The sequence below is a fragment of the Acinetobacter sp. LUNF3 genome, assembly GCF_022699605.1.
GTDB classification, from domain to species: domain Bacteria; phylum Pseudomonadota; class Gammaproteobacteria; order Pseudomonadales; family Moraxellaceae; genus Acinetobacter; species Acinetobacter johnsonii.
On sequence record NZ_CP093968.1, the window covers coordinates 954,403 to 981,376 of the forward strand.

26 protein-coding genes are annotated in these 26,974 nt (G+C 42.3%); 12 read left to right on the forward strand and 14 right to left on the reverse strand.

The window, feature by feature from the left end; translation table 11 throughout:
• Positions 1-3 precede the first annotated feature (3 nt).
• The 5 genes from MN200_RS04630 to MN200_RS04650 all read left to right on the forward strand — a co-directional run bounded on the left by MN200_RS04630 (position 4) and on the right by MN200_RS04650 (position 6,607).
• Positions 4-1,260, forward strand: coding sequence for an MFS transporter (locus tag MN200_RS04630; protein ID WP_242760164.1), 1,257 nt, complete (start codon positions 4-6; stop codon positions 1,258-1,260).
• 141 nt (positions 1,261-1,401) lie between these two features.
• Entirely contained in the window at positions 1,402-2,526 is a 1,125-nt protein-coding gene (locus MN200_RS04635; RefSeq protein ID WP_242760165.1) for a porin, read from the forward strand.
• Positions 2,527-2,946: 420 nt separating this feature from the next.
• Positions 2,947-4,605, forward strand: a complete 1,659-nt coding sequence (locus MN200_RS04640) for a phosphoethanolamine--lipid A transferase (RefSeq protein WP_178905305.1) — start codon at positions 2,947-2,949, stop codon at positions 4,603-4,605.
• Positions 4,606-4,608: 3 nt separating this feature from the next.
• Positions 4,609-5,289, forward strand: coding sequence for a response regulator transcription factor (locus MN200_RS04645; RefSeq protein WP_004694591.1), 681 nt, complete (start codon positions 4,609-4,611; stop codon positions 5,287-5,289).
• A gap of 1 nt (position 5,290) precedes the next feature.
• Entirely contained in the window at positions 5,291-6,607 is a 1,317-nt protein-coding gene (locus MN200_RS04650) for an ATP-binding protein (RefSeq protein ID WP_151836509.1), read from the forward strand.
• On the opposite strand, the gene MN200_RS04655 is transcribed toward MN200_RS04650, so the two are convergent.
• Entirely contained in the window at positions 6,597-7,307 is a 711-nt protein-coding gene (locus MN200_RS04655; RefSeq protein WP_151836508.1) for a phosphatase PAP2 family protein, read from the reverse strand. The two genes, MN200_RS04650 and MN200_RS04655, sit on opposite strands and share 11 nt — an antisense overlap.
• 164 nt (positions 7,308-7,471) lie before the next feature.
• Here MN200_RS04655 and MN200_RS04660 point away from each other — a divergent pair, with 164 nt between their 5' ends.
• Positions 7,472-8,164, forward strand: coding sequence for an HAD family hydrolase (locus MN200_RS04660; RefSeq protein WP_242760166.1), 693 nt, complete (start codon positions 7,472-7,474; stop codon positions 8,162-8,164).
• Between the two features lie 71 nt (positions 8,165-8,235).
• On the opposite strand, the gene MN200_RS04665 is transcribed toward MN200_RS04660, so the two are convergent.
• On the reverse strand, positions 8,236-9,423 hold the full coding sequence (locus tag MN200_RS04665) for an ammonium transporter (RefSeq protein ID WP_242760167.1): 1,188 nt from the start codon (positions 9,421-9,423) through the stop codon (positions 8,236-8,238).
• A 725-nt stretch (positions 9,424-10,148) separates the two neighbouring features.
• Between MN200_RS04665 and MN200_RS04670 the strand changes: the two genes are divergently transcribed.
• Positions 10,149-10,871 carry a carbonic anhydrase family protein gene (locus MN200_RS04670; RefSeq protein WP_242760509.1) on the forward strand — a complete coding sequence of 241 codons (723 nt, stop codon included), beginning with the start codon at positions 10,149-10,151 and terminating at the stop codon, positions 10,869-10,871.
• Positions 10,872-10,933: 62 nt separating this feature from the next.
• Here MN200_RS04670 and MN200_RS04675 read toward each other — a convergent pair whose 3' ends face one another.
• The 5 genes from MN200_RS04675 to MN200_RS04695 form a co-directional block, all read right to left on the reverse strand.
• A complete protein-coding gene (locus tag MN200_RS04675; protein ID WP_010326224.1) occupies positions 10,934-11,659 on the reverse strand; it encodes an amino acid ABC transporter ATP-binding protein in 726 nt (241 codons plus the stop codon).
• Positions 11,660-11,673: 14 nt separating this feature from the next.
• The gene (locus tag MN200_RS04680) at positions 11,674-12,357 is read right to left on the reverse strand and encodes an ABC transporter permease subunit (protein ID WP_176537323.1); all 684 of its coding nucleotides are present in this window, start codon (positions 12,355-12,357) and stop codon (positions 11,674-11,676) included.
• A complete protein-coding gene (locus tag MN200_RS04685) occupies positions 12,357-13,100 on the reverse strand; it encodes an amino acid ABC transporter permease (protein ID WP_005399958.1) in 744 nt (247 codons plus the stop codon). Before MN200_RS04685 ends, MN200_RS04680 begins: the two co-directional genes overlap by 1 nt.
• A 68-nt stretch (positions 13,101-13,168) precedes the next feature.
• Positions 13,169-14,113: a transporter substrate-binding domain-containing protein gene (locus tag MN200_RS04690; protein ID WP_242760169.1), complete on the reverse strand. Its 945-nt coding sequence runs from the start codon at positions 14,111-14,113 to the stop codon at positions 13,169-13,171.
• A gap of 568 nt (positions 14,114-14,681) precedes the next feature.
• Positions 14,682-15,104 carry a hypothetical protein gene (locus MN200_RS04695; protein ID WP_004694572.1) on the reverse strand — a complete coding sequence of 141 codons (423 nt, stop codon included), beginning with the start codon at positions 15,102-15,104 and terminating at the stop codon, positions 14,682-14,684.
• 287 nt (positions 15,105-15,391) lie between these two features.
• Here MN200_RS04695 and MN200_RS04700 point away from each other — a divergent pair, with 287 nt between their 5' ends.
• From MN200_RS04700 to MN200_RS04715, 4 genes are all read left to right on the forward strand, one after another.
• On the forward strand, positions 15,392-15,670 hold the full coding sequence (locus tag MN200_RS04700) for a hypothetical protein (RefSeq protein WP_005399956.1): 279 nt from the start codon (positions 15,392-15,394) through the stop codon (positions 15,668-15,670).
• A gap of 163 nt (positions 15,671-15,833) precedes the next feature.
• A complete protein-coding gene (locus MN200_RS04705) occupies positions 15,834-17,540 on the forward strand; it encodes a mechanosensitive ion channel (RefSeq protein WP_242760171.1) in 1,707 nt (568 codons plus the stop codon).
• A 60-nt stretch (positions 17,541-17,600) separates the two neighbouring features.
• A complete protein-coding gene (locus MN200_RS04710; protein WP_148826515.1) occupies positions 17,601-17,792 on the forward strand; it encodes a hypothetical protein in 192 nt (63 codons plus the stop codon).
• Positions 17,793-17,958: 166 nt separating this feature from the next.
• Entirely contained in the window at positions 17,959-18,111 is a 153-nt protein-coding gene (locus MN200_RS04715) for a hypothetical protein (protein ID WP_004981224.1), read from the forward strand.
• Between the two features lie 22 nt (positions 18,112-18,133).
• Here the strand turns inward: MN200_RS04715 and MN200_RS04720 are convergent, their stop codons facing one another.
• From MN200_RS04720 to MN200_RS04740, 5 genes are all read right to left on the reverse strand, one after another.
• Positions 18,134-19,333, reverse strand: a complete 1,200-nt coding sequence (locus MN200_RS04720; RefSeq protein WP_125273989.1) for an NAD(P)/FAD-dependent oxidoreductase — start codon at positions 19,331-19,333, stop codon at positions 18,134-18,136.
• Between the two features lie 64 nt (positions 19,334-19,397).
• A complete protein-coding gene (locus tag MN200_RS04725; RefSeq protein WP_242760173.1) occupies positions 19,398-20,267 on the reverse strand; it encodes a pyridoxal-phosphate dependent enzyme in 870 nt (289 codons plus the stop codon).
• Between the two features lie 64 nt (positions 20,268-20,331).
• Positions 20,332-21,489 carry an HlyD family secretion protein gene (locus tag MN200_RS04730; protein ID WP_058952161.1) on the reverse strand — a complete coding sequence of 386 codons (1,158 nt, stop codon included), beginning with the start codon at positions 21,487-21,489 and terminating at the stop codon, positions 20,332-20,334.
• Between the two features lie 32 nt (positions 21,490-21,521).
• Positions 21,522-23,171 carry an MFS transporter gene (locus MN200_RS04735; RefSeq protein WP_242760175.1) on the reverse strand — a complete coding sequence of 550 codons (1,650 nt, stop codon included), beginning with the start codon at positions 23,169-23,171 and terminating at the stop codon, positions 21,522-21,524.
• A gap of 12 nt (positions 23,172-23,183) precedes the next feature.
• Positions 23,184-23,732, reverse strand: coding sequence for a TetR/AcrR family transcriptional regulator (locus MN200_RS04740; protein ID WP_160362361.1), 549 nt, complete (start codon positions 23,730-23,732; stop codon positions 23,184-23,186).
• 277 nt (positions 23,733-24,009) lie between these two features.
• On the opposite strand from MN200_RS04740, the gene MN200_RS04745 reads away from it, so the two are divergent.
• Positions 24,010-24,213, forward strand: a complete 204-nt coding sequence (locus MN200_RS04745) for an NF038215 family lipoprotein (RefSeq protein ID WP_160362364.1) — start codon at positions 24,010-24,012, stop codon at positions 24,211-24,213.
• Between the two features lie 207 nt (positions 24,214-24,420).
• Here MN200_RS04745 and MN200_RS04750 read toward each other — a convergent pair whose 3' ends face one another.
• Positions 24,421-24,876 carry a DIP1984 family protein gene (locus tag MN200_RS04750; RefSeq protein WP_242760177.1) on the reverse strand — a complete coding sequence of 152 codons (456 nt, stop codon included), beginning with the start codon at positions 24,874-24,876 and terminating at the stop codon, positions 24,421-24,423.
• Between the two features lie 471 nt (positions 24,877-25,347).
• A complete protein-coding gene (locus tag MN200_RS04755) occupies positions 25,348-26,967 on the reverse strand; it encodes an oleate hydratase (RefSeq protein ID WP_178928816.1) in 1,620 nt (539 codons plus the stop codon).
• Positions 26,968-26,974: the final 7 nt, after the last annotated feature.

A 26,974-nucleotide genomic window follows, 5' to 3' on the forward strand; every position in this document is an offset into this window, starting at 1 on the left:
AGCATGCTACAGACTCGAAATGTATATATTTTGCTGTTTTCATTGTATTGGGCGCAGGGCTTACCTGTTGGGTTTATGACCCATGCCTTGCCTGTCATTTTAAGAGCACAGGGTGTGTCATTGGCACAGATTGGGGGCTTCGGACTGCTGATGTTGCCGTGGTCGATCAAAGTGTTTTGGGCACCTGTACTGGATCGTTTTGGGATCACTCGTTTCGGCCACTATCGGAGTTGGATCATCCCATTGCAGTTTCTTACGGTGCTGGTGCTGATCGGACTGGCTTTCCTCCCGATTGATGGATTAAATCAACCTATTTATTTATGGGCTTTCTTTGTGGGCCTCCTGAGTATGAATTTGCTCGGGGCAACACAAGATATTGCAACCGATGGATTGGCGGTCAATATTTTAAAAGGGGAGCAACAGCACTGGGGCAATACCTTTCAGGTGATTGGATCGCGTCTTGGTTTTATTGTCGGTGGTGGTGCAATCTTGTGGGCATTAGATTGGCTGAATTGGCAGAGCACTTTTTTGGTGCTGGCTGCAATGGTCTTTATAAACACGCTGCCGATTTTAATTTATCCAGAGCCAAAACATCGAGAAGTTTCAGCAGCTCAGCCTACACCTTTCAACCTCCAACAGATCAAAAACTATTTGGCTTATTTTGTCCAGAGTCCTTTGCTTGCAGCATGGTTAGCAGTGCTATTGAGCTTTAAAATAGCGGATGGTTTAGCAGGGCCACTTTTGAAGCCTTTAATGGTCGATTTGGGTCTGAGTTTTTCTCAGATAGGGCTCTATGTCACCATATTAGGTGCATGTGCTGCCTTAATGGGTGCAGGACTTGCGGGCTATAGTTTGAAGTTGATTCGCCGTGCCACGGCTTTAGTACTGTATTCGGTGCTTAAAATATTCAGTCTGGCGGCTTATACATGGTTAGCCTTTCAATATGAAAACCAGCACAGTATTCAACCGTGGTTGATTTATCTGATCAATGCCTTTGAAGATATGACTTCATCGATGCTGTTGGTGGTTATGCTCACCCTAGTAATGCAATACAGTCGTAAACATCTGGCAGGCACGGACTTTACTTTTCAAGTGGCGCTGATGGCCACTGTCAGTGGCGGTTTGTATAGTGTGAGCGGTCTATTGGGAGATTGGCTCGGCTATTTTAATTATCTGTGTATGATTGTAGTCATTGCGATGTTGAGCCTGTGGTTTATCTTCAAATGGCGTGGCATTGTGATGCATTCAGACCTTTCATAATTTATTCATAAATAAATCATAAAAAGTGCTAAATAGTGATGTAAACAATTAAAAAATATAACTAAATAATTTTTTAATTGTTCTGTCATATATGTCTGAACGGTAATATTTGTAACAAATTTACCGTAGGATATTTTGATAATGAAAACACAAATTGCAGCCGCAATCGCTTTAAGTTTAGTGGCAGGGGTAACATTCGCAGCACCTAGTTTTTATGGTGAAATTGATGTCACGGCCGATTATTTACCTGAAGACAATGCTTCGCCAAATAAAGACCGCGATGTGGTCGAGTTGAATTCTAACAACTCCTTTTTGGGGTTAAAAGGCGAAGAGAAGCTGACAGATCGCTTAAATGCACTATACCAAGCTGAATTTACCTTTTATGTAGACAATGGCGGTAGCACCGATACTTTCGTTCCGCGTAATTTACTCGTTGGCTTACAAGACCAGAAATTGGGTACATTGAAAGTCGGTAAAATTGATACCCCTGTTAAACAACTGTCTTCAGTGGTAGATACCTTTAATAACTATGTGGCCAACAAAGCTGATGTGGCAGGGATTTTCACTGGTGAAAACCGTATAGATAATGTTGTGGTCTATGAAGCGCCTACTTGGGGACTCGGCACAGGAAAACTAAAAGCTGCTGCACTGTTAGCCACTGGTGAAGCCGGCGGTATTGAAAAATCCAAAGGCGGAGCAAAAGTTGCAGGACGTGGTCTGGGCGATGCATGGTCAGCGTCAGTGGTGTATGACAGTAAAAATTTTGTTGCCGGGATTGGTTATGATAAGGCTATTCCATCAACCTTTGCAGGACGGGGAATTTTGAATGCTTCTGCGCCTGAGGTGACTGGTGGTGTGGCAGGCAGTGCCTTTGCAGCAGCAGACACTTTGCGTGCCATTGGTCGAGTAAATCTGAATAATGGTTTGGCTTTGAAGGCCTTATATCAAACTTCTGAAGTGGCGGATGTACAAGGCAATGATGCTGCCGCGGCTGCCATAGACGACGCACAAGGCTGGTTAGTTGGGGCTGAATATAACTTACCGACTGCCAAAGCTTGGACAGTGAAAGCGCAGTACAGTCAAAACTCAACCAGCTTTAAAACATCTAAAGATGACTTTGATGCACAGCAGTTCATTGTAGGTGTTGACTATGCATTTACCAAGCAAGTCAAAGCTTATGGTTATGCAGGGATTTTGACGCTTGAACAAGCATCATTTGAAACCAAACAACCTGTAGTAGGCACAGGGATTGAATACAAATTTTAATGTTTAAGTGATAGAAAGGGCAAAGTCTCTAAAGATTAATGCTGATCAGTTAAGGAGTTTTATAGAAGCTCCTTAATTTTTTGTCGTTTACGATGCAATTTTCGTATTTTAAAATTCAATATTTGGAGCTCGTCCGTTCTTTTGCGTAGCCAATAGAACAAAAAGCATTTGTCATCCGCAAAATCTTTTGCTTTTCTGCATTTAAATGATCATTTTGCAAAAACATTCCTTTTAAATGGACATACAGGTTGCGGATGACGCTTCCGTATATCAAAAATATTGTGGGCTCAAAAAGGGTATCTGATTGCTTAACTGATCGGTATGACTTTATATATTCGGCCACAGCGCCTTTTTTATTTAAGCGAGTTTTAAGTTTAGAAAACTACATTGGGGCATCCGCTCAGCAAGACATGATTTAAAATGTTCAATTTGCAGTCTATATTTAAAGAAGTTTCACTTTCGCGCTTTAACATCTATTTGGCGCTGTGGTTAGCCGTGGTTTTAAACGTGATGTTCTATAAGCAAGTTCAGTTGCTTACACCGTATCACGGTTTCAAAGCTTATGCCTTTATCGGCGCTACCATTTTGGTGGTGTTGGCTTTTTATCATTTGGTTTTTCAGCTGCTACAGTGGCGACCGATGGCTAAAGGGTTGGCTGCGCTATTGATCGTCATTGGTGGAATGAGTGCCTATTTTGTTAACAGCTTAGGCGTTTCGATCACACCAGATCAGATCCAAAACATGATGCAAACCGATGGCAATGAAGTGCGCGACTTGTTGTCATGGCGTCTTGTGCTGTGGATTGGGGCGATGGTAGTACTACCTTTAGTCGTTTTATTTAAGGTTAAAATCCGCCGTGATCCTTTTAAAACCGTGTTATTGCACAAGCTGTTCGGTAGTGCAGTTTCTATCTTGCTGATTGCAGGCATGTTGTTTATTTTCTTTGTCGATTATGCCGCGATTTTCCGTGAGCATCGTGATCTCAAAGGGATGATTTCACCGCAAAATGCGATTAGTTCAACTCTGTCATATTATAAAAAAAATCGACCACAGCAGCATTTACCGTTGGTGACTTATGGTGAAGATGCCCATTTGGTGAAGCAAGTCGGACAGCAAAACTTGCCGAAATTGATGGTTTTGGTGGTCGGTGAAACGGCACGTGCAGAAAGTTTTTCTTTAAATGGCTATGCGAAAAAGACCAACCCTGAGCTGGAAAAACTCAATGTCATCAACTTTAATCAAGTCAGTTCTTGCGGGACAGCCACTGCGGTTTCAGTGCCTTGTATGTTTTCAGGCATGCCTCGTGAAAACTACGATGCACAGTTAGCGCACCACCGTGAAGGTTTATTAGATCTTGCACAGCGTGCTGGTTACAAAGTGACATGGATTGACAATAACTCTGGCTGTAAAGGTGTTTGTGATCGGGTTGAGCAGTATAAAATTTCTGAACCGATACAGAAAAAATGGTGTTCAGCCGATGGTGAATGTAGCGATGAAATTTTGGTGGATAGCTTAAAAGCCTATATGGCTGGTATTGCGGCTGATGATAAAACGCCACGTTTAATTGTGTTACACCAAATGGGCAGTCATGGACCAGCTTACTATAAGCGTTCAACGCCTAAGTTTCAGCCTTTCCAACCGATGTGTGAAACCAATGCCATTCAAGCCTGCACACCTGAACAGCTGAAAAATAGTTATGACAACTCTATTGTTTATACCGACCATGTGTTGAGTCAACTGATTGGTGTATTGAAACAAAACTCAAACTTTGAAACAGGTTTTTGGTATTTATCTGACCATGGTGAGTCGACTGGTGAGCACGGGCTGTATTTACATGGTTCACCTTATGCCATTGCACCGAGCCAACAGACCCACGTGCCGATGCTGATGTGGTTTTCAGAAACATGGCAAAAGCGGAATCCGCAACAAATCGCTTGCTTAGGGCAACAAAAAAGCCAAGAATTAAGCCAAGATCATTTGTTCCCAAGCTTACTGAGTTTACTTGGGGTAAAAAGTACGGTGATTGATTCAAAAAATAATATGTTAGAACACTGTACCGCGACCAAAGCGAGCGCTTAGACCATGTCAAAAATATTGATTATTGAAGATGATTTTATGATTGCTGAGTCCACACAAACGCTGCTGCGTTATCAGCAGTTTGATGTGGTGTGGGTCAATAATGGTTTTGATGGTTTAAAGCAATTACAACAATATCCATTTGATGTGGTGTTGCTGGATTTGGGCCTACCGATGATGGATGGGATGCAGGTTCTAAAAAATATCCGTTCGCTTTATCCGACTTTGCCTGTGTTGATTATTTCGGCACGAGATCAATTACAAAACCGAGTCGATGGTTTAAACCATGGTGCGGATGATTACTTAATTAAGCCTTATGAGTTTGATGAGTTGCTGGCACGTATTCATGCACTATTACGTCGTAGTGGCGCGTTAAAACAGCAAAAGCAAAGCCAGACTTTGAGTTATGCAGGTCTAGAGTTAGATGAAGATTTGCACTTAGCCAAGTACAAAGGGCAGACCATTGATTTGTCGAACCGAGAATGGGCTATTTTAATTCCTCTGGTCAGTCATCCCAATAAAATTTTTTCCAAAACCAATTTGGAAGAAAAGCTCTATGACCTTGATTCGGAAATTAACAGCAATACCATTGAAGTTTATATTCACCATTTGCGTGCCAAACTTGGCAAAGACTTTATCCGTACCATTCGAGGTTTAGGCTATCGTTTGGGGCAGGTTGAAGCATAAAATGGCGAAGTCGACTCCTGTTTCCTTAAAGCGTCAACTGATTACCTATACCTCTTTATTTAGTATTGTGATGGGGTGTTTGTTGGTGATTGCAGCATATCGCATTGCACTTGAAGAGACCAATGAGATCCTCGATGCACAAATGCGTAATTTGGCAGAGCGTGTTGCAGCGCATGATCCCGCTCCAATTAAGAGTGAATTTGAGGCGGACAGACACTATCACGAAGAAGATTTATTTGTAGATGTTTGGTCGTATGGACTGCCTGAACAACGGCAACATGAGTTTGATTTATTAATACAACCCGTTAAAAAAGCTGGATTTTATACCCATCACACGGCACAAGGCTTATGGAATACCTATGTGCTGCCAACAGAAAAGTACCAGATTCAAGTCAGTCAGCAGCGCAGTGTAAGACAAAAGCTGGCTTTAGAGCTGGCGGCCAATATGTTGATTCCATATTTACTGTTTATGCCTTTGGCTTTATGGGGGCTGAGTTGGATTATTGGACGTAGTCTAAAACCCTTAGATGAGTTTAAAGCGGAACTTGCACAGCGTGAACCATATGAACTGAGTGAGATTCGTCCAGACGGTTATCCACTGGAAATTCTTCCGACCATTAATGAAATGAACCGTTTATTTGAACGAATTTCGCTGTCGCAACAAGAACAAAAGCAATTCATTGCCGACGCAGCGCATGAGCTCAGAACCCCCATTACCGCACTGAATTTGCAAATGAAAATTTTGCTGCATGAATTTCCAGAACACCAAGCGTTAAAAAACCTAAGTTTAGGCTTAATTCGGACTCAACATTTGGTATCACAATTGCTCAATTTGGCAAAACAGGATGCTTCTGTACCAAGTTTAGAACCGACACAAAGACTAGGGCTAAGTGATGTGGCGGTTGAATGTATGGAGCAACTGATGGAGCTGGCGCTAGCCAAAAACATCGATTTAGGCTTGGAACAGCGTGAAGCACTGTGGTTAGAAACTCAAAGTTCAGCCTTACATTCCATTGTCTATAATCTCTTGGATAATGCAATTAAATATACGCCTGAACAGGGTGTGATTAATGTCTCTATTTATCAGCAAGATCAGCAAGCTATTGTTCAAATTGAAGACAGTGGGCCGGGCATTGCGCCAGAACTTTATGATCATATTTTAAAGCGTTTCTATCGCGTACATCACCATCTGGAAGTCGGCAGTGGATTGGGTTTATCCATTGTCGATAAAGCCGCGGAAAAAATTGGCGCCAAACTGCACTTTGGACAAAGTACAGGATTGGGCGGCTTACAAGTTCAAGTGATCTTTAAGCTGTAGTTTCGGCTTGAGTTGGGCTGGACAGTGTAAACTGCTTATAACACAGCGCATATGCCAGTACATTGACCAACCAAATCACCCATGCCGTCCATAAATTGTGACTAAGGAAATGCGCACCCCGCATCATTTGCGCCCAACCCATAACAAATCCTAGAATTAGGGCAGCAAGCAAATAAAACCACGCACGTTTGGGTTCATTTAGACGGTATACGAAATATCCCACAAAGAGTGCAAAACCTGTTGCGGCATGTCCTCCAGGGAAGCAATGTCCTGCGCTGGCTGATAAGTCCCAAAAGAAATCATGTGCTGTGGCCAGTGTCATGTCCCATGGGCAGGCATGCGCAGATTGTGATTTTAAAATCCCAATGAGGCTGGTACTGATGAGGACTAAGCCAATGAAATAACCATTTTGCCAACGCTGGGGCTTGAACGTAGCCCATTTATACGAAGCGAGCCATTTCAGTAAATAAATCACATACACCGCGATGATGATGTCTTTGACATAACGATGATTCAGTTCTGCTAAGGCCCAGTCGCGCTTTAGTGGAAAATGACCAGTTTGATCCATAAAGGGGTGAATCAGTTGTAAGTCGATGGTGCCCGCCACAGGGAAGAGCAGCCACAATATGGCAAAACCCAGCGTCAAAATAAAAAACTGAAGGATGAAAAAACGTTGCTGATCCGACACAAGTGAGGCCATGTTCTGAAAATAAGCGCTATTCCAACAGCGTCAGCTTAAACGAGGCTTAACATAAACGCTGTTTCATCGGCTTTAGCATGATCTGTACTTTGGTTATCGCTTTAAGGCGAATACAAAGTGTCGGTTCAGTGTTACATTTGCTCTCAAACACATGAGGTTTAAACATGTCGATACTTGCTGTTCTATTTGATTTGGATAATACCTTGACGCATCGTGGGCGAAGTGTTGCGGCTTTTAGTCAAGATCTTGCCGATACTTATCAAAGCCAACTTAACTGCGTTGATGTGGAGCAGATTGAGTCGATTGTGAATCGGATTGATAATGGTGGTTATCCCTTAAAAGAGTATTTAACTCATCCCAGCATCGGTGCTTCAGTGGCTTATGCTTTGCTACAGGAGTTAAACTGGCAGGTGCCTCCACATTTAGAAGAGTTAAGCAATTTTTGGTTTGCACAGTTTGGTCGTAGTGCTGTGGCGATGCCTGAGGCTGAGCAAACGCTGACCCGTCTAAAGCAAGCGGGATATAAACTCGCCATTATTTCAAATGGCGGTCATGCCACACGGCTGTCTATATTAAATGGCTTGGGTTTTCAGCATTATTTTGATGTGATCAATAGCTCTGGACAGTTTGGTCAAGCCAAACCCCAAGCCGATATTTTTATAGATACCGCACAGCAGTTGGCTGTTGAGGTGGAGCAGTGCTTATTTATCGGTGATCATCCTATTAATGATGTACAAGGTGCACAGCAGGCAGGAATGCAAGCGCTGTGGCTATCAGGCTTTCATGTTCCTTCAGTACAGATGACTGCACCGAGTATCGCGGCATTGTCTGAGATTTTTGATTATTTAGAACGCTAAAAGGCTCTTATAATGTTCAATACGAATAAAAAAAAGCGGCCCATGTGAGCCGTATTAAAATGGAAATGTGCTTAGAACATACTGTCATCTGAGTTGGCAGAGATTTTATGAATGGATAAATCGGCACCGCGGAATTCATCTTCTTGGCTTAAACGGATGCCCATCGTGGCTTTTAAAGCGCCATAGACCACCAATCCACCACTAACAGCAATACCAATAGCTAAGAGCGTACCAATCAGCTGTGACATCATCGCAACACCGCCTAAACCACCGAGCCATTTTTGACCAAAGATCCCGACTGCAAGCCCACCAAAGGCACCACATACGCCGTGCAAAGGCCATACACCGAGTACATCATCGATTTTTAGCTTGTTTTGGGTGTAGGTGAAAAGTTTGACAAAAATCAGTCCAGCAATGGCGCCAATCACCAATGCCCCAATCGGGTGTACGACATCTGAACCTGCACAAATTGCCACGAGACCCGCTAAAGGGCCATTGTGTAAGAAGCCAGGGTCATTTTTTCCTGCGAAGTTGGCTGCTAAAGTTCCGCCAACCATGGCCATAAGTGAGTTAATCGCCACCAGTCCTGAAATAGCATCCAAACGCTGTGCACTCATCACATTAAAGCCAAACCAACCCACGATCAAAATCCATGAACCTAAAGCCAAGAACGGAATGGACGAAGGAGGATGCGCACTGACACGACCATCTTTTTTGTAGCGACCATCACGTGCACCGAGTAGAACCACAGCAGCCAGAGCTATCCAACCTCCCATAGCATGTACCACCACTGAACCTGCGAAGTCATGGAAACTTGCACCGAAAGTATCTTGTAGCCACTGTTGTAAACCAAAGTTGCCATTCCATGCGATTCCTTCAAAAAAAGGATAAACTAAGGCCACCAATAACACGGTTGCAATCGCTTGTGAGCGCATTTTGGCACGCTCGGCAATACCGCCTGAAATAATGGCTGGAATTGCGGCCGCAAAAGTTAGAAGGAAGAAACAGCGCATCAGGTTATAACCATGATCAGCTGCTAAGGTATCCCCGATATGGAAAAAATGGTGTCCATAGGAAATGTAATAACCTACAAAGAAGTAGGCAATTGCGGAAAGTGAAAAGTCCGTTAAAATTTTGCTTAAAGCGTTGACTTGATTTTTATGACGAACTGTCCCTAGTTCTAAAAAAGCAAAGCCCGCATGCATGGCAAGGACTAAAACCGCACCAAGAAGAAGAAAAAGTAAGTCAATATTTTGCATGTTTAGGTTCCATTTGAGTGCAAAATTTTGCAAAAAGAAACCCAGTATACTGATGCTTGTAATTTCGTGAAGATTTCAGCAAAAAGGAAATATTGATTAAGTTTTGCTTAAAAATAACAAGACTCGATATAAAGCAAAAGTGTGCACCATGATGGTGTTTGTGCATTGCAGTGGTGCATGGGTTAAAATATAAATTAATATTAAGTTTATGAATATATTATGTTTATCTAATTTTCTTTATTTTAAATATACAGGTGTATATTTTATCTTTTGAGTGAAACTCAAAAAGTAGCAACACAAAAAAATGATAAAAAAATTCGGTTAGCAGCTATTGTGAGCTGAGTCTCCGTTGCTCTGTTCTCTTTTGGAACGCTCATGCCATGAAATGTGCGTGCTGATTGTGCATCAGTGAAAGTTTTTAAACATGATTGTATTTTCTCATTCTTATTTTAATTTATCACAGATAAAACATGAATAATCACATAACTATATGTAATTAATTGTAATTATTGTCATATATGATCAGTCCTATTTCATCGTTTTACATCTAAAACGAGACAAAATAGTCGGGCAATATTGGCTTTTTGCTGAAAAGTTATGATTACAGAGTTTGCACAAAAAACAAAGACAAGCAGGCAGAATTGGCATTTTAGGTTTTGCTGCTTGAGCGTGATTTCTTAGAGGATATTGGAGCGTTTTAAACTGATATTTTTTGATGAATTATGATGAAGAAAAAAGTAATAGCAACATTGTTTGCTCTCCCATGTGTGATGGCTTGGGCCAGTAGTGAAGTAACTTCGGATTGGGGTTATCAAGCACAAACAGCACCGCAGTATTGGAGCCAGCTCAATAGCAAATACCAAACTTGTGCGGGGCATAATCAATCGCCCATTAATATTGAGCATGTGATTTCAGCAGACCTTGCGGCACTTGATTTTGATTATAAAACGGCTGCAACGAGTATCGTGAAGCTCCCTCATACTTTACAAGCCAATTTTCATCAAGGCAGTTATTTAAGTTTAGAGGGAGAACGATTTCAATTATTGCAAATGCATTTACATAGCCCTTCTGAAAATACGATTCACGGCAAAAGTTTTCCGATGGAATTACATTTAGTCCATGCTTCTGAAAAAGGAGAGCTGGCTGTGGTTGCGGTGATGTATGAACAAGGGAAAAAGAATCAAGCACTTGATGGACTATGGCAGCAGTACAGGTCCCCCCAGAAAGTACTCACTTTAAACGCAGATCAATTTCTGCCGAAACATCGCGAGTACTACCGCTTTAATGGTTCGCTCACGACACCGCCGTGTACTGAAGGTGTACGTTGGGTGGTCTTAAAAGATATTCAGCAGGCATCAGCACAGCAAATCGCAAACTTCGCTGCACTGATGGGGTATCCGAATAATCGTCCTGTTCAAGCCACCAATGCGCGCTTGGTTTTAGACTAGAGCGTGAATTAAAAAAGCAGATCGTGTGATCTGCTTTTTTAATGTGGGATAACCCGTCTGTGCTAGTGCAAGATCTTGTCTAAGAACTGTTGAGCACGATCACCACGTTTGGTGTTAAAGAAATCATCTTTGCTACAGTCTTCGACAATTTTACCTTGATCCATAAACAACACACGGTTAGCCACTTGGCGGGCAAAGCCCATTTCATGGGTGACACACATCATGGTCATGCCTTCATGTGCCAACTCGACCATCACATCAAGAACTTCATTAATCATTTCAGGGTCAAGTGCCGATGTAGGCTCATCAAACAACATGGCAATCGGATCCATACTTAAGGCGCGGGCAATTGCGACACGTTGCTGTTGTCCACCCGAAAGTTGTGCTGGAAATTTATGTGCATGTGCACTTAGCCCAACACGCTCTAAATAGCCTAAGCCTTTCTTTTTCGCTTCAGCTTCAGAGCGTCCCAATACTTTAATTTGGGCAATGGTTAAATTCTCGGTAATGCTGAGATGCGGAAACAACTCGAAGTGCTGAAACACCATACCTACACGGCTGCGTAATTTGGTCAAATCTGTTTTCGGGTCTTTGATGGGTATTCCATCGACGGTGATTTGACCTTGTTGGAAGGCTTCCAGTCCATTCACTGTTTTAATCAGGGTCGATTTGCCTGAGCCGGATGGACCACAGACCACCACCACTTCACCTTGGCAAATTTGTGTGGTGCAATCGGTTAAGACTTGAAAATCGCCATACCATTTACTGACATTTTGGAGGTCAATCATTACTTTTTGGTCGCTCATACGCTTAACCTCCTTTGTAATCGTTTTACTGCATATGTGGCTAGCATACTGATGGTGAAATACACTAGGCCTGCAAATAAAATATATTGCGTTAATAGAGACATCAAATCGCCCCGCACGTAGTTGGTGCGGAAGAAGTCGAGTAGACCAATGGCGTACACCATGGTTGAGTCTTGGAACAAGATGATGGTTTGCTGTAACAGCAGCGGTGTCATTTTACGAAAGGCTTGCGGCAAAATGATTAAGCGCATGGACTGACCATAGGTCATGCCTAGTGCATAAGCCGCGGCAGACTGTCCTTTAGGAATCGATTGAATTCCTGCACGTACAATTTCCGAGAAATAAGCCGCTTCAAACAACATGAAGGCCACAATACTTGAGACCAAAGCGGTATCAATGGTCAGGTAATTTCCCGTGACTGTGGTGTAGATGAACGGTACAGCAAAGTAGAACCACATCAATACCAATAGTAGAGGAATCGAGCGGAATAAATTGACATAGCTTTGGGCAATTAAATTCAAGATGCGAATTGAAGACAAACGCATCAGTGCCAACAGCGTGCCAATGAAAATACCACCAATGGTGGCAATGATGACCACTTTCAAAGTGATACTTAAACCATGCCATAGGGCAGGTGCAGATAACTGCAAATCATGGGTAAATGCGGTGAGCCATTCCATTATTTAGCTCCTGCAATTAAACCTGGGACACGCAAACGTTTTTCAAGCAGCGTCATTAAGGTAATTAAGCATACGTTGATAACGATGAAAATAATCGTGACATAGGTATAGATTTCGATGGTGTTCTGCGTATATTCGCTGATGGTTTTCATCTGAGAAATAATCTCGGATACCCCAACTAAAGAGGCTACAGAAGTATTTTTGACGCAGTTGGTCAGCTCGGAGCTCAGAGGCGGCAAAATCGTACGGAAGGACTGCGGTAAAATGACATAGCGGTATAGTTGTGCGGTACTAAACCCCATGGCATAACCTGCATTGACCTGTCCTGTAGGTAAGGCTTCAATGCCTGTACGGACTTGTTCGCAGACACGTGCTGCGGTAAACAGTCCAAGACCGATACTGGCTGAAATCAGCGCTGTTGTTCCTGCACTTAAATCGTTAATCCACCATGACTTAATCGGACCAGGTAAGAAATTCGGCACCACATAAAACCAAATAAATAATTGGATCAGTAGCGGTACATTACGAAAAATGGTGACGTAGCCAGTGCCGATAGAACGTGCGGTTTTATTGGGAAGCGTGCGCATAATGCCGAGAATACTTCCGAGCACCATTGCAATGCTCCAAGCCACAATGGCAATAACAAACAGCCAGCCTAAACCAATCAAAATCCAACTGAGATAGGTGCTATCTCCGACGCCTGTGGATTGCCAAAGGACGCCCCAGTTCCAGGTATAATTCATGACAATCCCCTAAAATAGGTCAGGCAAAGAAACTTTGCCTGAGTGAACATTAATCTTTCCCTTATCGTTTACTGATCACGGTCATGTGGGTTTGTAATTAAGGCTTTAAGTTGGTCTGACATAGCAAAGTTCAGGTTAATGTTTTTCGGTGGAATTGGTTGTTCAAACCATTTGTTGTACATCTTGTTAATTTCACCTGAGCTATAAGTGGCTTTAATTGCATCATCAACCACTTGCTTAAAGCCTGTGTCACCTTTACGCAACATACAGCCATAAACTTCTTGAATTGGTGCTGTACCGACAATGTGCCACTTGTTTGGATCTTTGGCTTTCGATTTTTCTCCAGCAAGTAAAATGTCATCCATCATAAACGCAGCAGCACGACCACTTTGGAGCATCAAGAATGATTCAGCATGGTCTTTGGCAGAAATCACTTCACCAATCCCGAGTTCTTTTTCATGCTGACGGATATAGCGTTCAGAAGTTGTTCCTGCTGTCGTTACTAATTTTTTGCCTTTTAAGTCAGCAAAATCCTTCACACCTGAATCTGTTGCAGTAAGTAAACGTGAACCCACTTCAAAGAAGCCCACAGAAAAATCAACTTGTTGCTGGCGTTCTTTGTTGTTTGTAGTTGAACCACATTCAAGATCGACTGTGCCATTTGAAACCAATGGAATACGGTTTTGGCTGGTGACTAAGTTATAGCGAACTTTCAAATCAGGCATATTCAGCTTTTGTTTAACAGCTTCAACCACTTTGAGCTGTAAATCATGTGCATAACCGACAGGTTGATTTGGGTTGTCTGCGATATAGGAGAATGGAATAGAGGAGTCACGGTAACCTAAAACAATGGTTCCTGATTTTTTAATCTTATCTAAAGTGCCTGACTGTGAAGCATCTGCGCCAGTGCTAGCTGCATCCGTTGCAGGTGCTTTGTTGTCGCTACATGCACTGAGGCTCAGCGCAAGTGCACTTGCACAAAATAAGGCAGAAAGATTACGTTGCATGGTCATGTACAAATTCCTTTTGTTTGCAGCATCAATTGCATTGTTTTTATCAAAAACGTCAGAATTGGGTTAAAGCTTTATTCTGTGCAAAAGATGTTCTTTTTATGGTATTTTTTTACAGCTTAGTTTGCATCTTAATCGAGATTGCTTTTGCTGCTCAAGAGGGATTTTTAATATTTTGTTAATAATGCTTTAAATAAGTGCATCGCTATATTCCTCTGATATTAAAAAGAAAATTATGCATAATGCGTGCCATTTCAAGTTTTCTAATTCATTTTATTAGGCTAATGTCTAATGCCACAGGGTTGGCTATGCGTTTCGTTATGGATGCATGACAGAATGGATTTTTTTTCGTGTAGAACATGCTAAAACTGCAATAGCAAAGAAAAGTGCTTTATTTTGAAGATGATCCGTTTTATGACGCAGTATATAAAGGTCAGTTAGATTCGGTTTACTGTCCTACACTTTCCGCAGGGGATTAAAAACTAAAAAATAAAAGCGACTGTACGTTATGAACAAATGATAGGGCACAATCGCAATGAGAGGATATGAGCAGATGTGTATCAAGAAGTGCTTAGTGCACAAACATATCCATATATTCACGGATTTCAGAAATAGCCGTTTCAATATCAGTCGTCAGCCATGTTGGCTCAAACAGTCCAATATAGTGATCTAAACGGTCTTGAGGTACAACTAAACGCACAGGACATTCTTCTTCCAGTAAGCGCCAAGGAATGATGGGTGTTTCATTATCTAAAAAGGCTTGCACATTTCGAATGTCAATAATCATGGCATTGACACATTCAGGAAAAGGCATCACTGAAAACTCTTCAGTACGACGACGGAAAAACTCCAGATCACCCCATTTTAAAATATAACTAGGCTTAGAAAATTCAATAATACCAATAAGATGTTGGTCTCGCGTGTAGTGCAAATGACATTGGTGCGTAACATCAGTGTCTAAATCAAGCGTTACACTTTGTTGACGATATGCCATAAAGTCCAAAAACAGCTAAAACAAGGTGCATAATTATAGCGCAAATTCATTTAAAGAACGCTGTTCGCCAGACTCTTTTTGTCTATGTGTATATGAAATACTTTTTATATGACTTTTAACACTGAATTGACAGAAGAGTGACTGTTTTTAAAAATATAAAAAATAATAACTTAGCTTAAAATAAAGCGTTTGTTTACTATCTCACTATGCTTTGAAACACAATGCTACACAAGCAGTTGTTAGTATGAGAATTCGACAACTTGATAATAGACAATTGAGGGGGAGCTATGACACATGATTTCAATAAACCGTCCCATGTACAAACGCCAGAGGAGCGGCAGAAGAAAAAACGCGTGCCCTTGTATATATTGGCATTGGTCGGAATTTTCTTAATCGCATTATTATTTTATATGTTTGCAGATACCAAGCCAAATCCGAATGAGGCGCCTCCAGGACATCCGAATCCGAGTGCAGAGCCTGCAACACCAAATAACAGTACCACTGCAACAGCAGGTGACGAAGCGACAGCCAACGATAGCAATACGGCGACTGCAACTGACCGCTAAATGTGACTAAAGCCCTTGTAATGTACAGGGGTTTTTTCTTTAGCAGTCATCAAAAGGTATTCCATTTCTCATTCATACCTCATGGCAGACAATCACTTCAAAACTAAAATCTGTAGTTGAGCAAAGGTCGCTGTGATGTAGACACAACAAGAGGGAGAACAAAATGAATGATTATGTAGGGCATCAGGGTCGATTTGATGCGATGTATTATTGGGACCAGTTTCACCCAATCCTGTCCGCAATCGCCATCCTGATCATTGGTTGGATTATTGCATTATTGATTGCAGGTGCTGTGAAAAAGGTTTTAACCAAACTCGGGACCAACCAAAAACTTTCCAGTGCTACTGGCCATCGCTCGAATATTGAAAATATTATTTCTCGAGTTGTGTTTTGGCTCATCTTGATTATTGCGGTGATCGGTGCACTCAATGTTCTCAATCTCACCAGTGTAAGTGGGCCATTTAGTAATATGGTTCAACAGTTCTTGTTGTTTATACCACAATTGTTGGCTGCTGTTGCTGTGGGCTTTATTGGCTGGATTGTGGCAAAGCTGGTCAAAGTGGGTTTACAAAAAGGATTGGATCGAACTCAGTTAGATGAAAAACTCAGTCAGGATGTCGGAGTCAGTACGCTGAGTCAAAACATTAGTGAAATTGTCTATTGGTTGATTTTATTACTATTCTTACCCATTGTTTTGTCGATACTCGGTCTGACTGGGCTGCTCTTTCCGATCCAAAATATGGTCAATGAAGCCGTACTGTATCTACCAAATATCTTTATTGCGGGTGTAATTGTTTTTGCAGGTTATATTCTAGCCAAAATTGTACGGGGCATTATTGAGGGCTTATTGAGAAGCCTAGATGTACAAAAACAGGTTGAAAAAGTAGGACTGTTTAAAAACTCAGATTTGGCTAAAGTGCTCGGATCTTTTGTTTTTGCAATCGTTATTATCACAGCGCTGATTATTGCGTTTGAAGCTTTAGGCATTGATGCAATTTCTCAACCAGCGACGGCCATGCTGTATGAAATCATGAATGCGATTCCACACATCATTGCGGCGGCATTGATTTTAATTTTGGCCTATGTAGTGTCACGTTTTGTTGCAAGCCTTGTGGTTGAAGTCTTGTCGGGAACAGGTGTAGATGACATTCCAAACAAAGTTGGCTTGCAACGTTTCTTAGGAAACACCAAAGCGTCTTGCGTTGTGGGTTATTTTATTGTGTTCTTTACCATGCTATTTGCGGTCTCTGAAGCAGCAAATCGACTCGGCTTTGAACAGATCAGTGGTTTGATTGCGATGTTTATCCAGTTTGGTGCAAACATCCTATTGGGTGCAGTCATTCTGGGCGTGGGCTTCTGGCTGGCGAACTTGGTTGCTCAGGTGATTGAGCGTGGTGAATACAACAGCTCTCGTTGGGTGGCGAACATTGTACGTGTCTTGATCATTGGCTTAGTGTTGGCGATGGGCTTGCGTGCAATGGGTATCGCAGATTCGATTGTGAATTTGGCCTTTGGCTTAACGCTTGGTGCGGTTGCTATTGCTTTTGCACTGGCTTTTGGTCTCGGTGGGCGTCAACCTGCGGAACGGGTTTTGACCGATTTGTTAGATAAAGCCAAAAAAGAAGGTACGCAACCGAATCCACTTTATCAGGCCAAAGCTGAAAGCACACAATCCGCACAAGGCAAAGAAGAGCATGCCTCACTGAAAGAGCAAATGGATACACCAACGGTTGCAGAGGAATATCAACATGCAGATGATATTCCAACTACAGCAGAGGTTGATCCTGCGCATAAACCTTTAAATAAACCTTTTGGTTCAACGGGTGAAGCTGAGCAAGATATTGATGTTCATCCCAAAGATCCAGACTAAATTAATCACACTAAACACCGACCGCTGATGGCGGTTGGTGTTTTTTATTGGAGTAAACTGATGTCAAAAAAAGCCCCAAATAAATATTTTGCCCCAATCATCATTGCGGGTATTACGGTTGGATTTTTTGTGAGTGCTTATAAATTTGTCTTTGCAAAACCGAAGATCGATACAACAACACACGCTAATGCTGAAAGAATACCCACTGCGGCAACTGAGGGACGTGATGCGGTTGAATCTGATGAAAAATAATACAAAAGTCTATAGTGTTGAATGAACTTTAATTTGGTATGTTTAATGCATATGGAATATGGATATTTCATAAATTAGAAATACTTAAATGCCTATACTTTTATTATAGCTGCATGGATATTTCACGATTTATTTTTATAAATTGCAGTTTAAAAAGGAAAAACAGATGATGCAAATATTAAAAAAAACATTGATGACGAAACGTTCAGTGATCCAGCCGAGCCATGTCCATATTGCCATTGCGAAAATGGACTTAGCGCTTGCCCGTCAACAGAAGCAAAAGCAGTGCGTACTGCTACGCACGGACTATTTAGAATAATTTACAGTTTTAAGCACATGGCTTAAACATATTCTGATGCGGCATGCGCAGATGACCATGCCCATTGGAAGTTAAAACCGCCCAAATGTCCTGTCACATCCAATATTTCACCGACAAAGTACAAGCCTTTTTGCTTTTTACTTTCCATGGTTTTCGATGAAACTTCAGTGGTGTCTACGCCACCTAAAGTGACCTCAGCAGTACGGTAGCCTTCGGTTCCTGATGGTTTAACTTCAAACGCATGCAAGCGCGTTGCAATGTGCTCCAGTTTTTCATCCGACAACTGAACAATCGCTGTTTCAGCCAGTTCTGGCCAAATGAGGTTTTGCAGTTCAACTACCACACTTTTAGGGAAATGTTCGCCCAGTAAAGTACGCAGCAGGGCTTTGGGTTGACTGTGCTTCTTGGCTTTTAAGTAGTCGTGCAAATCCACACTTGGCAAGAAGTCAATTTTGAAGCTTTGTCCTACATCCCAATAATTCGACAGTTGTAGCGAGCTTGGCCCACTGAGCCCACGATGCGTAAATAAAAGGGCTTCGGTGAAAGCGTTTAAGTCATTCGATAAAGTTGCATCGACCGCGTTGCCACTTAAGCGTGTGGTCACTTCTTTAAAGCTATCTGAAAAGGTAAAAGGCACCAAACCTGCGCGAGTTGGATATACATGGTGACCAAATTGCTTGGCAATTTCATAGCCAATCCCTGAGCCGCCTAAGGTCGGAATAGATAAACCACCCGACGCAATGACCACAGATTCGGCTTCAAAATAACCCAGTGTCGTGGCAATTTGAAAACCCTGCTCATCGAGTGCGGTGATTGCTTTCACTTCACAGTTGGTTTTAATGTCGACCAAACCTGTTTTTTCACACTCGCTCAACAGCATAGCTAAAATTTCTTTGGCACCTTTTAGGGTGAACAGCTGTCCGTGTTTACGCTCTTCATATTCAATACCATACTCACAAACCATCCCAATAAAGTCCCAATTGGTATAGCGAGTCAGAGCTGAAATCACAAAGTGTGGATTATGTGAAATAAAGTTGCTTGGTTCGACATAGAGGTTGGTGAAGTTACATTTACCCCCACCCGACATGAGAATTTTTTTGCCGACTTTATTGGCTTTTTCTACCACCACCACTTTACGTCCGCGTTGAGCTGCCATATAGGCTGTCATTAAGCCAGATGCACCTGCACCTAAAACTAAGACATCATATTGATTTGCGGACATGACACACTCACGGGAGAATAAAGCAGGGCATTATAGACCATCTTTTTTGCTTTTTCAGGACTATCTAAAGCGCGGCTAAACGACCTTGCAACCCACCTGAATGAATCACTAAAATACGATGATCTTTGGGGAATGTACCTTGTTGAATTAAATCGGTTAAACCCAACAGCATTTTACCTGTGTAGATCTGTTCTAGTGGAATCTGATGTTGATGTTCAAACGTACGGATAAATTGTAAGAGTTCTGGCGTAGTTTTGGCATAACCCCCACAGCAATATTGGTCGGTGATTTTCCAGTTGGTTTTATGGGTGAGCTGTTGTATTTCTCTGGCAAGGAAATCTCCTTTCAAGGCCGAGAATCCCAAAACTTGTTGTTGCGGATGACTGGCTTCAATTAAGCCTGTGATGGTGCCGCCAGTCCCGACCGCACAACAGATTAGATCAAAATTTTCACAATCCTGCTTATTCAGAATTTCTTGGCAGCCCTGTATCGCGAGGGAATTAGTGCCACCCTCAGGAATCACATAATAATCGGGATAATCTTGTTGCAACTGAGCTAAGTATCCTAGGCTTTGCTTTTGCCGATAGGCTTCTCGTGTCACAAACTGCAATTGCATACCAAATTGCTGTGCTGTATTTAAGGTTGTATTCAAAGCTTTACTGGCTAGTTCTTCGCCTCGAATAATGCCTAAACTTTCAAATCCAAATAACTGCGCTGCATAAGCCGTCGCGGCAATATGATTGGAATAGGCACCGCCAAAAGTCAGCAGTTTTTTATAGTCTTGTTTCTGTGCCGTCAACAGGTTGTATTTGAGTTTAAAAAATTTATTGCCTGAAATGTATGGATGGACCAAGTCTAAACGTTTGATGCTGATATTGATCCCGCCAACACTGATGTGCTGATAGGGAATGGACTGCGCAATCTGTTCAAACATAGGACTTTTATCAATCAGGTTGAGTGCTTAGTGTAAGTGAAAAATGGCGGTTTTTTTCACAGGATTAATCCTTTGCTGCATGTGTATCGACCGAGCTAATCACGGACATGCCTGGGCGTAAATTTTCAATGCCCGTTTGATTCGGATCAATTGCAATCCGTACCGCAATGCGTTGTACCACTTTGGTAAAGTTACCTGTCGCATTATCAGCTTTAAGCACACTGAACTCTGAGCCTGCAGCTGGGGAAATTTGCTCGACATGGCCTGTAAATTTCTGATGATTGAGGGCATCCACCGTGAACCATGCTTTTTGTCCAATTTTCATGTTGGCAATTTGAGTTTCTTTAAAGTTTGCAGTGACCCACGTCTGCTGCGGAATCAGATAGAGCAACTGTGTGCCTGCTGCCACATATTGTCCCACGCGTGGATTGACTTCACCCAGTTGTCCATCCATCGGGGCGATAATGCTGCTGTAGTTTTTGGTGGTTTTGGCCTGATCCAGCTGTGCAGCGGCATTGGTCACTTGTGCTTTGAGTCCTGTTTCAGCCACTTGTGCGGTTTTGAGCGCTTCTTTCGCCACCAATACATTGGCCTGTGCTTGTTGCAGTAAGGCTAAATTATTTTGGGTATCGGCAAAGGCTTTGTCTTGCTCTGATTTAGACGCTGCGCCAGAGTCGCCTAACTGTTGATAGCGCTGCTGTTGTGCCAACGAGAGTTGATAGGCTGCTCGAGCTTGTTCGACCTTGGCTTCTGCCGCCACAATATCGGCTTTACGCTGTGCAATATTTTGGCTTTGGTTAGATAGGTTATTTTGCGCTTGATCCACCCCAGCTTCAGCCTGCGTGACTTTTTGGTCATAAGTAGTGGCATCAATATGCATCAACACCTGTCCTTTTTTGACGTGATCAAAATCACTGACCAACACATCTTTGACATAGCCATTAATTTGCGAAGAAAGCACCGTGGTTTTGCCTTTGACATAGCTGTTGTCAGTGGACTCAACGGCACTGTCAAATGGTCCAATTTTCCACGCCCACAAGATGATGCCAATACCGATGATCAGTACTAAAAACATCAAAATCAAGGTACGTTTCGCTGTTGGAATTAGTTTGCTGGGTGGAGGAGTAACGGGTGCTGTTGCCGTTGGCTGTTCAGCCTCAGGCGTATTTTCAGAAGTTACATTTGTTTCAGCAGGTGCTACTGGTTTTTGATCTTCAGACATAACAATTTCTCAATAAATAGGGAGCAGTGGCATTAGGCAGGACCAATTTTCGCTTGTTGCCGCAGTTGATATTGATTTCGTGCAATCAGGAATGTCCCCCACAACAACAGCAGCATGGCCACGATGCCATTGAAGCTAATCACATCGTTATAGGCACGCACTTGAGCTTCTCGAGTCACCACTTGATTTAAATTTTTTAAGGCTTGTTGTTGCTCTAACTGCTGATCGAGCGTGTAACTATGCGAACTTTGTTGATACGCTAAAAGACGCTGTGCAATCAACGGATTGGTTTCGGGGAGTTGTTGAATCATTTCAGCACGATAGTTTTGGGTTCGGACTTGTTGATAGGTGGAGTAAAACGATGAACCGACTAAGCCACCAAATGTTTGAGTCGCTGAAAATAAAACAATAAACGTGACAATATGGGTGGGGCCTTTTTGCATGGCACTTAAGATACCCGTGATTAAGAGTGGACCAATAAACACACCACTGGCAAAGCCCACCAAAAACTGACTGCCGTAGAAGTTAGAAGGACGAACATCGCTAGTGAGATGGAAATCCAGTCCGCAAGCAATTAATACCAAAGCTTCTGCTAACAGTAGGTGCCAAATAATCCGTTCACGTGAAAAAGTGATGGCACTAAATAAGGTTCCAGACACAATGCCTAAAAAGATCACCACATAGAGCGGGACAAATTGATCGGGGCCCATACCCATCGTTTTGAGAAAACTCACGGCAGCATAACTTTGCTCCGACATTAAGAAGCGAATTGCAAAGGCACCGATGATAAAACGAAGCGTAGATGATGTCCCCAGCCAACGCGTCATAATCAGTGGATTGACCCGATAATGTTCGTAGACCAAACCAATCACAATCAGACTGAACCCTGCAATTAAAAGGTATGCCAACCATTTCACTTCAAACCACCACAAGATTGGCCCTTGGGTCAGTACAATACACAAAAAGGCAAAACCAGGCGCAAGCAAGGCAAAGGTGAAAAAGTCCTGCTTTTCAAAAACAGCAATTCTTAAACTGCGGGGTAATTTAAGCGACACCACCATTGCAAAACAGCACAGGGCTAAACCAATTTCAAAGGTATATAGGACATTCCAGTTATTGACATCAATAAGGTACGGAGAAATGATCCATGCTAAGGGAATACCAAGCTGTTGGAAGCCTAAAGCCAAATAGATACTGCGACCAAAATTTTCTCGCTTAAAAGCCTGCATAATGTAATACATGCCTAAAGAGCTGAGCGGTGCTGCAACCATGCCACTAATAAAACGCACCAGTACAGCCATTTCAAAGGTATGTACAAAGACGTGTAAAACTAAAACTACAATAAAAATCAGTAGGCCTATTTCAGAAAATAGACGCAGACCGTATTGTTGGCGGGCTTTAAACAAAATCAGATTCGCACTGACATTGGCCATGACATAAGCTGCAGGAATCCATGCCACCTCAGAGGGTGTGAGTCCATATTCACTCTGAATTAAGGGTAAATTCGCGGTAATAAAACCGTTACTGAGACTTGCAGACAGTGCGACAAATAAACCAATAAAAAAATATATGAAGCGCTTAGGCGTGGAGTGTGCGATCACGGCAGGAGAGCCAGGCAGGGTTGGCTTTTCTTCGGCTGTCCAGTTTGGTGCAGGTTCGAGTAAACGCGGTGGCTGTGTCATGAGTGGTGACCTTTATGCCCGAATACCATTGAGTAAGAGTTCAATTGCACGTTGTGCAAGTTGTTGTTGCTCTAGATCGGTTAGCCCTTGAAATGAAGTCCTTAAAATCGCTGTAATCATGGCGTAATCTTGGGTAGTCAAATCGGGGCGGCATACGCCGTGCTGTATGGCTTGATCAATTAACGGTTGTAAAATCGCATTGCGGCGCGCGTAGATATCGACCATGACGGGATCATCACGCTCAATCACCCGCCAATATTCCATCAGTGCGGTTAAATAGGGCAAGTTATAAACATGGTTTTCAATTAAACGAATAAAACCATCTTCATACTGAGAAAACGCTGCCGCACGAACAGCGAGACGTTCCAAAGCTTGTTCCATGAGTGCAATCACCAAGGCACGACGGTCATCAAAATTACGATAAAACGTCGCCCGCCCGACATTGGCTGTATCAATGATTATTTGTAAGGGGGCATTGATTCCGTGTGTACGAAAAACCTGAACTGCAGCTTCCAGCAATTCCTCACGGTTTTGTGCAGCACGCTGTTGACGACTGGTCATGGTGATTATTTCATTTAATTTGGAAGTGCTATTATTTAACGGACAAAAGTGTCCGTTGTAAATATTCAATCCTGTAAGATTTTGTAAATTACTTTGTATTTTTCTAATCTAAATCATTCATGTTATTGTTTTATTTATGAATGATTGATATTTATTTTATAAAGAAAATTCACAGAGAACCCTCATGTAGATGGATAAGAGTTGTAACAAAGTCGATAGGATTGGAAAAATAAAAGTGCTATGCTGAAAGCACAATAATGATAAATGAGGGGCTATGATGAAAACCTTATCTACCCTAGTATTGGTTTTATTGCTCACTCAACTGACCGCGTGTGATGCAAAAAAGGATTTGAATCAGCCTAGAACTGGGGCTCGTACCATGATTATTGGTGGTGTTCCTGTGCATGATCGTGACTATAAACTTCCATCACAAGAAATGGCTTTTAATCAGAAAACGCCTACACAGGCTGATACGTACTAATAGGTGAAAATAGGGAGGCATATTGTCAGTACATGGTGGTGCAAGGTGCGATGTACAGTATAAAAGATGCATTGTGCTACGTCAGATTTGTAAAAATGTGAAGTAGACGTCTTACTTCCTGCAAATGTTTGTTGAATTAAAGCCTTACAAACGTATAAAAGGCCTTGTACTCGCCCAATATGCCCAAACTGTTATGGCTCAACTTGGCTAGATCAGTTCGATTTGCCAATTTGAAGCTTGAATCTCTAAGTTATTTTGCCTGAGTTGCTGGCTAATTGCATCGGCTTGTTTTTGCAAGTCTGCAACCCTAATGGTTTTAACCCAGCGAATTTCACTGGAACTATAACGACCATTTTCACGTCGTGAACTGTCGATGGCCTGTTGAATAATACGATGCTGTTGTGTGAGTAAATCACGTGTGTTTAAAACACTGAGCATGGATTGACCCGTACTGGTTTTAGCTTGAGCATTGGTCGCATGAATTTTTTCAATCAGATGATGTAATTCTGTATTCACACTAAAGGCCTCACCCATCAGCGCATTGGGGTCTTCACTCAGTTCATCGCCTTCTTGGATTAGCACATTATTGTTGATGCGTTGTTGTAAAGAGGTGAGTTTGGTTTGTAAATCACTACGCAATAAAAGTGCTTCTGCTAGTTTCATAGATTTGTTTTTAAAGTTTTAGATGAGTCTTATGCTGCATCTGTACAGTCAAAGCTTCAAGTGAGTTTTGTAATTTTTATGAAATCTAAAATCATGAGAAAACGATAGAAAAGCACTTAGTCAGTTTCGGTATTTTATTTAAAACGTGGAGGTGTTTTTCCTATGTTGATTAGTCAATTTATTTACTAATGAGGTATAAAGTTTTATCTAATTTTTCTTTTTATCCAATTTAAAATTAGGTGCGTACACGGCCTCAACATTTCAATAAAGTACAAAAGGTGTTTGCGTAGGCAATAACCTTACTTTTGATAGGCCAAAAGTAAGCAAAAGCCTTTGTTACCCATACATAACATCCCTGTTATGATGGATAACGTGTGGCATCCCTGCCACACTCGCGTATCCAAACGTTGCTTAAATTAAACTATGTAATAGTAGCGACATAAAGGTGCTCTTATCACTATTATTAAAAGCTTAGTGGAACACGGTTTCCAAAGCTTTCAAACCGACCTTTGGATCAAGCAGACCATTGTAAATTTCAGGGATTTCACGTTCGACCCCAAAGAATTCATAAATGGCAAGCATCGCTCCACGAACTGAATATTCCACAGTAAAGACCACGTCATCTTCAATTTCCACAAACTGTCCAAGGAAGGCAAAGTTTTGTGAGCCTTGTGGAATTACCTGTGGACGATCCCCCGGCTTACGGCAGGCGAATAGGGCAGAGGCATATGGCATCATGGCAGTGGTTACATTGGTGGTTGCCAAAACATGATCTAAAATGTCGTCAAAACCGAGCTGTTTAATCAGTTCTATCAGGATTTCTTGCCCAGTGGCTTCGGACATTGGTTTCTTGATGTAATCGCCCATATGATCAATTTGGAAACCGTAGCCCCATAAGGTATACAGGCCTTCAGGTAAGTCGGCAAAGTGTGGCTGTGCAGGAACCACGATGGATAAATGCCAACCCGACTCATACCAAGTCATCAGTGCGCCTGTACCTGGCTCATTGCCTGTATAGTCAATAATACGTTTAAGCAGCACGTCATCTTTCATGGTCAGGGTGAAAGACTCCCACTTATGTTCATCGATATTGCCATAAAAAGTCATTGGACGGCCAAAGTCTGGGGCTTTTTGTGCTAGCGTTTCCCAAAGTGTCCAGCCATGATCTTCTCGATTACGAACGAGGGCAGGCACGTCATGATTGCCACCATAACGTGAGTCTGCGGTAATAGAGCCTAAAGTGAAAATGGCTAAATCATTGGCTTTCAGATTAATTTGCTCTGAGCCTTCAGGCAATTGTACATATAGTCGCGAGGTATGGCGTTCTTGGGTTTCAGCATTGGTAATGAAATCCGCATCTGTGACATAGTGTCCAAAACGCACATCGACGCCTTGTGCGACTAGCCAACGCTGTAGGGGCAGAATCATCGAATCATATTGGTTGTACTTGGTCCGTTTGACACCCGCTAAGGTATGAATGCGTGGCAATTCTTGAATAAAACGCAAGAAATAGCGTCTTAACTCTGCTGCACTGTGCCATTTTTGAAAAGCGAAAGTCGTGCGCCACATGCGCCAGAAATTGGTTTCAAAAAAGGCTTCATCAAAAAACTCATCAATGCGGCGACTGCCAATTTTTTCTTCTTTTGAAGCCAATAGGCGCAGCATCTGCGCACGATGTAGTGTATTCAGACCAAGCTTTGCCGCATCCGCAATGACATGTTCGGCATCAATCAAACGTGCATTGGCGTGGGTTTTCACTTGTTCATTAAACTCACGACATTCTTCACGTACCGAAACGTTTGGATTTTCCAAAGATGGAATACTGGAAAATAAATCCCATAGGCACAAATAAGTTTCATCGGTCAGCATTCGCCCACCACGTGTTACCCAAGCTTGCGCGGCATGCGGTGTATGTCCACCATCCATCGAACCACCTGAAATATCGAGTTCTTCTAAAATATGGATATTTTTGGCAGGGACTTTGGCATCACGGATTGCAAATGCAGCAGCAGCCATACCTGCGATACCACCACCAATAATCCAAAGATGGGACTGTTGCGCGTCTAATGGGGTGCGCTTCTTATTTTGCATGGTTCAC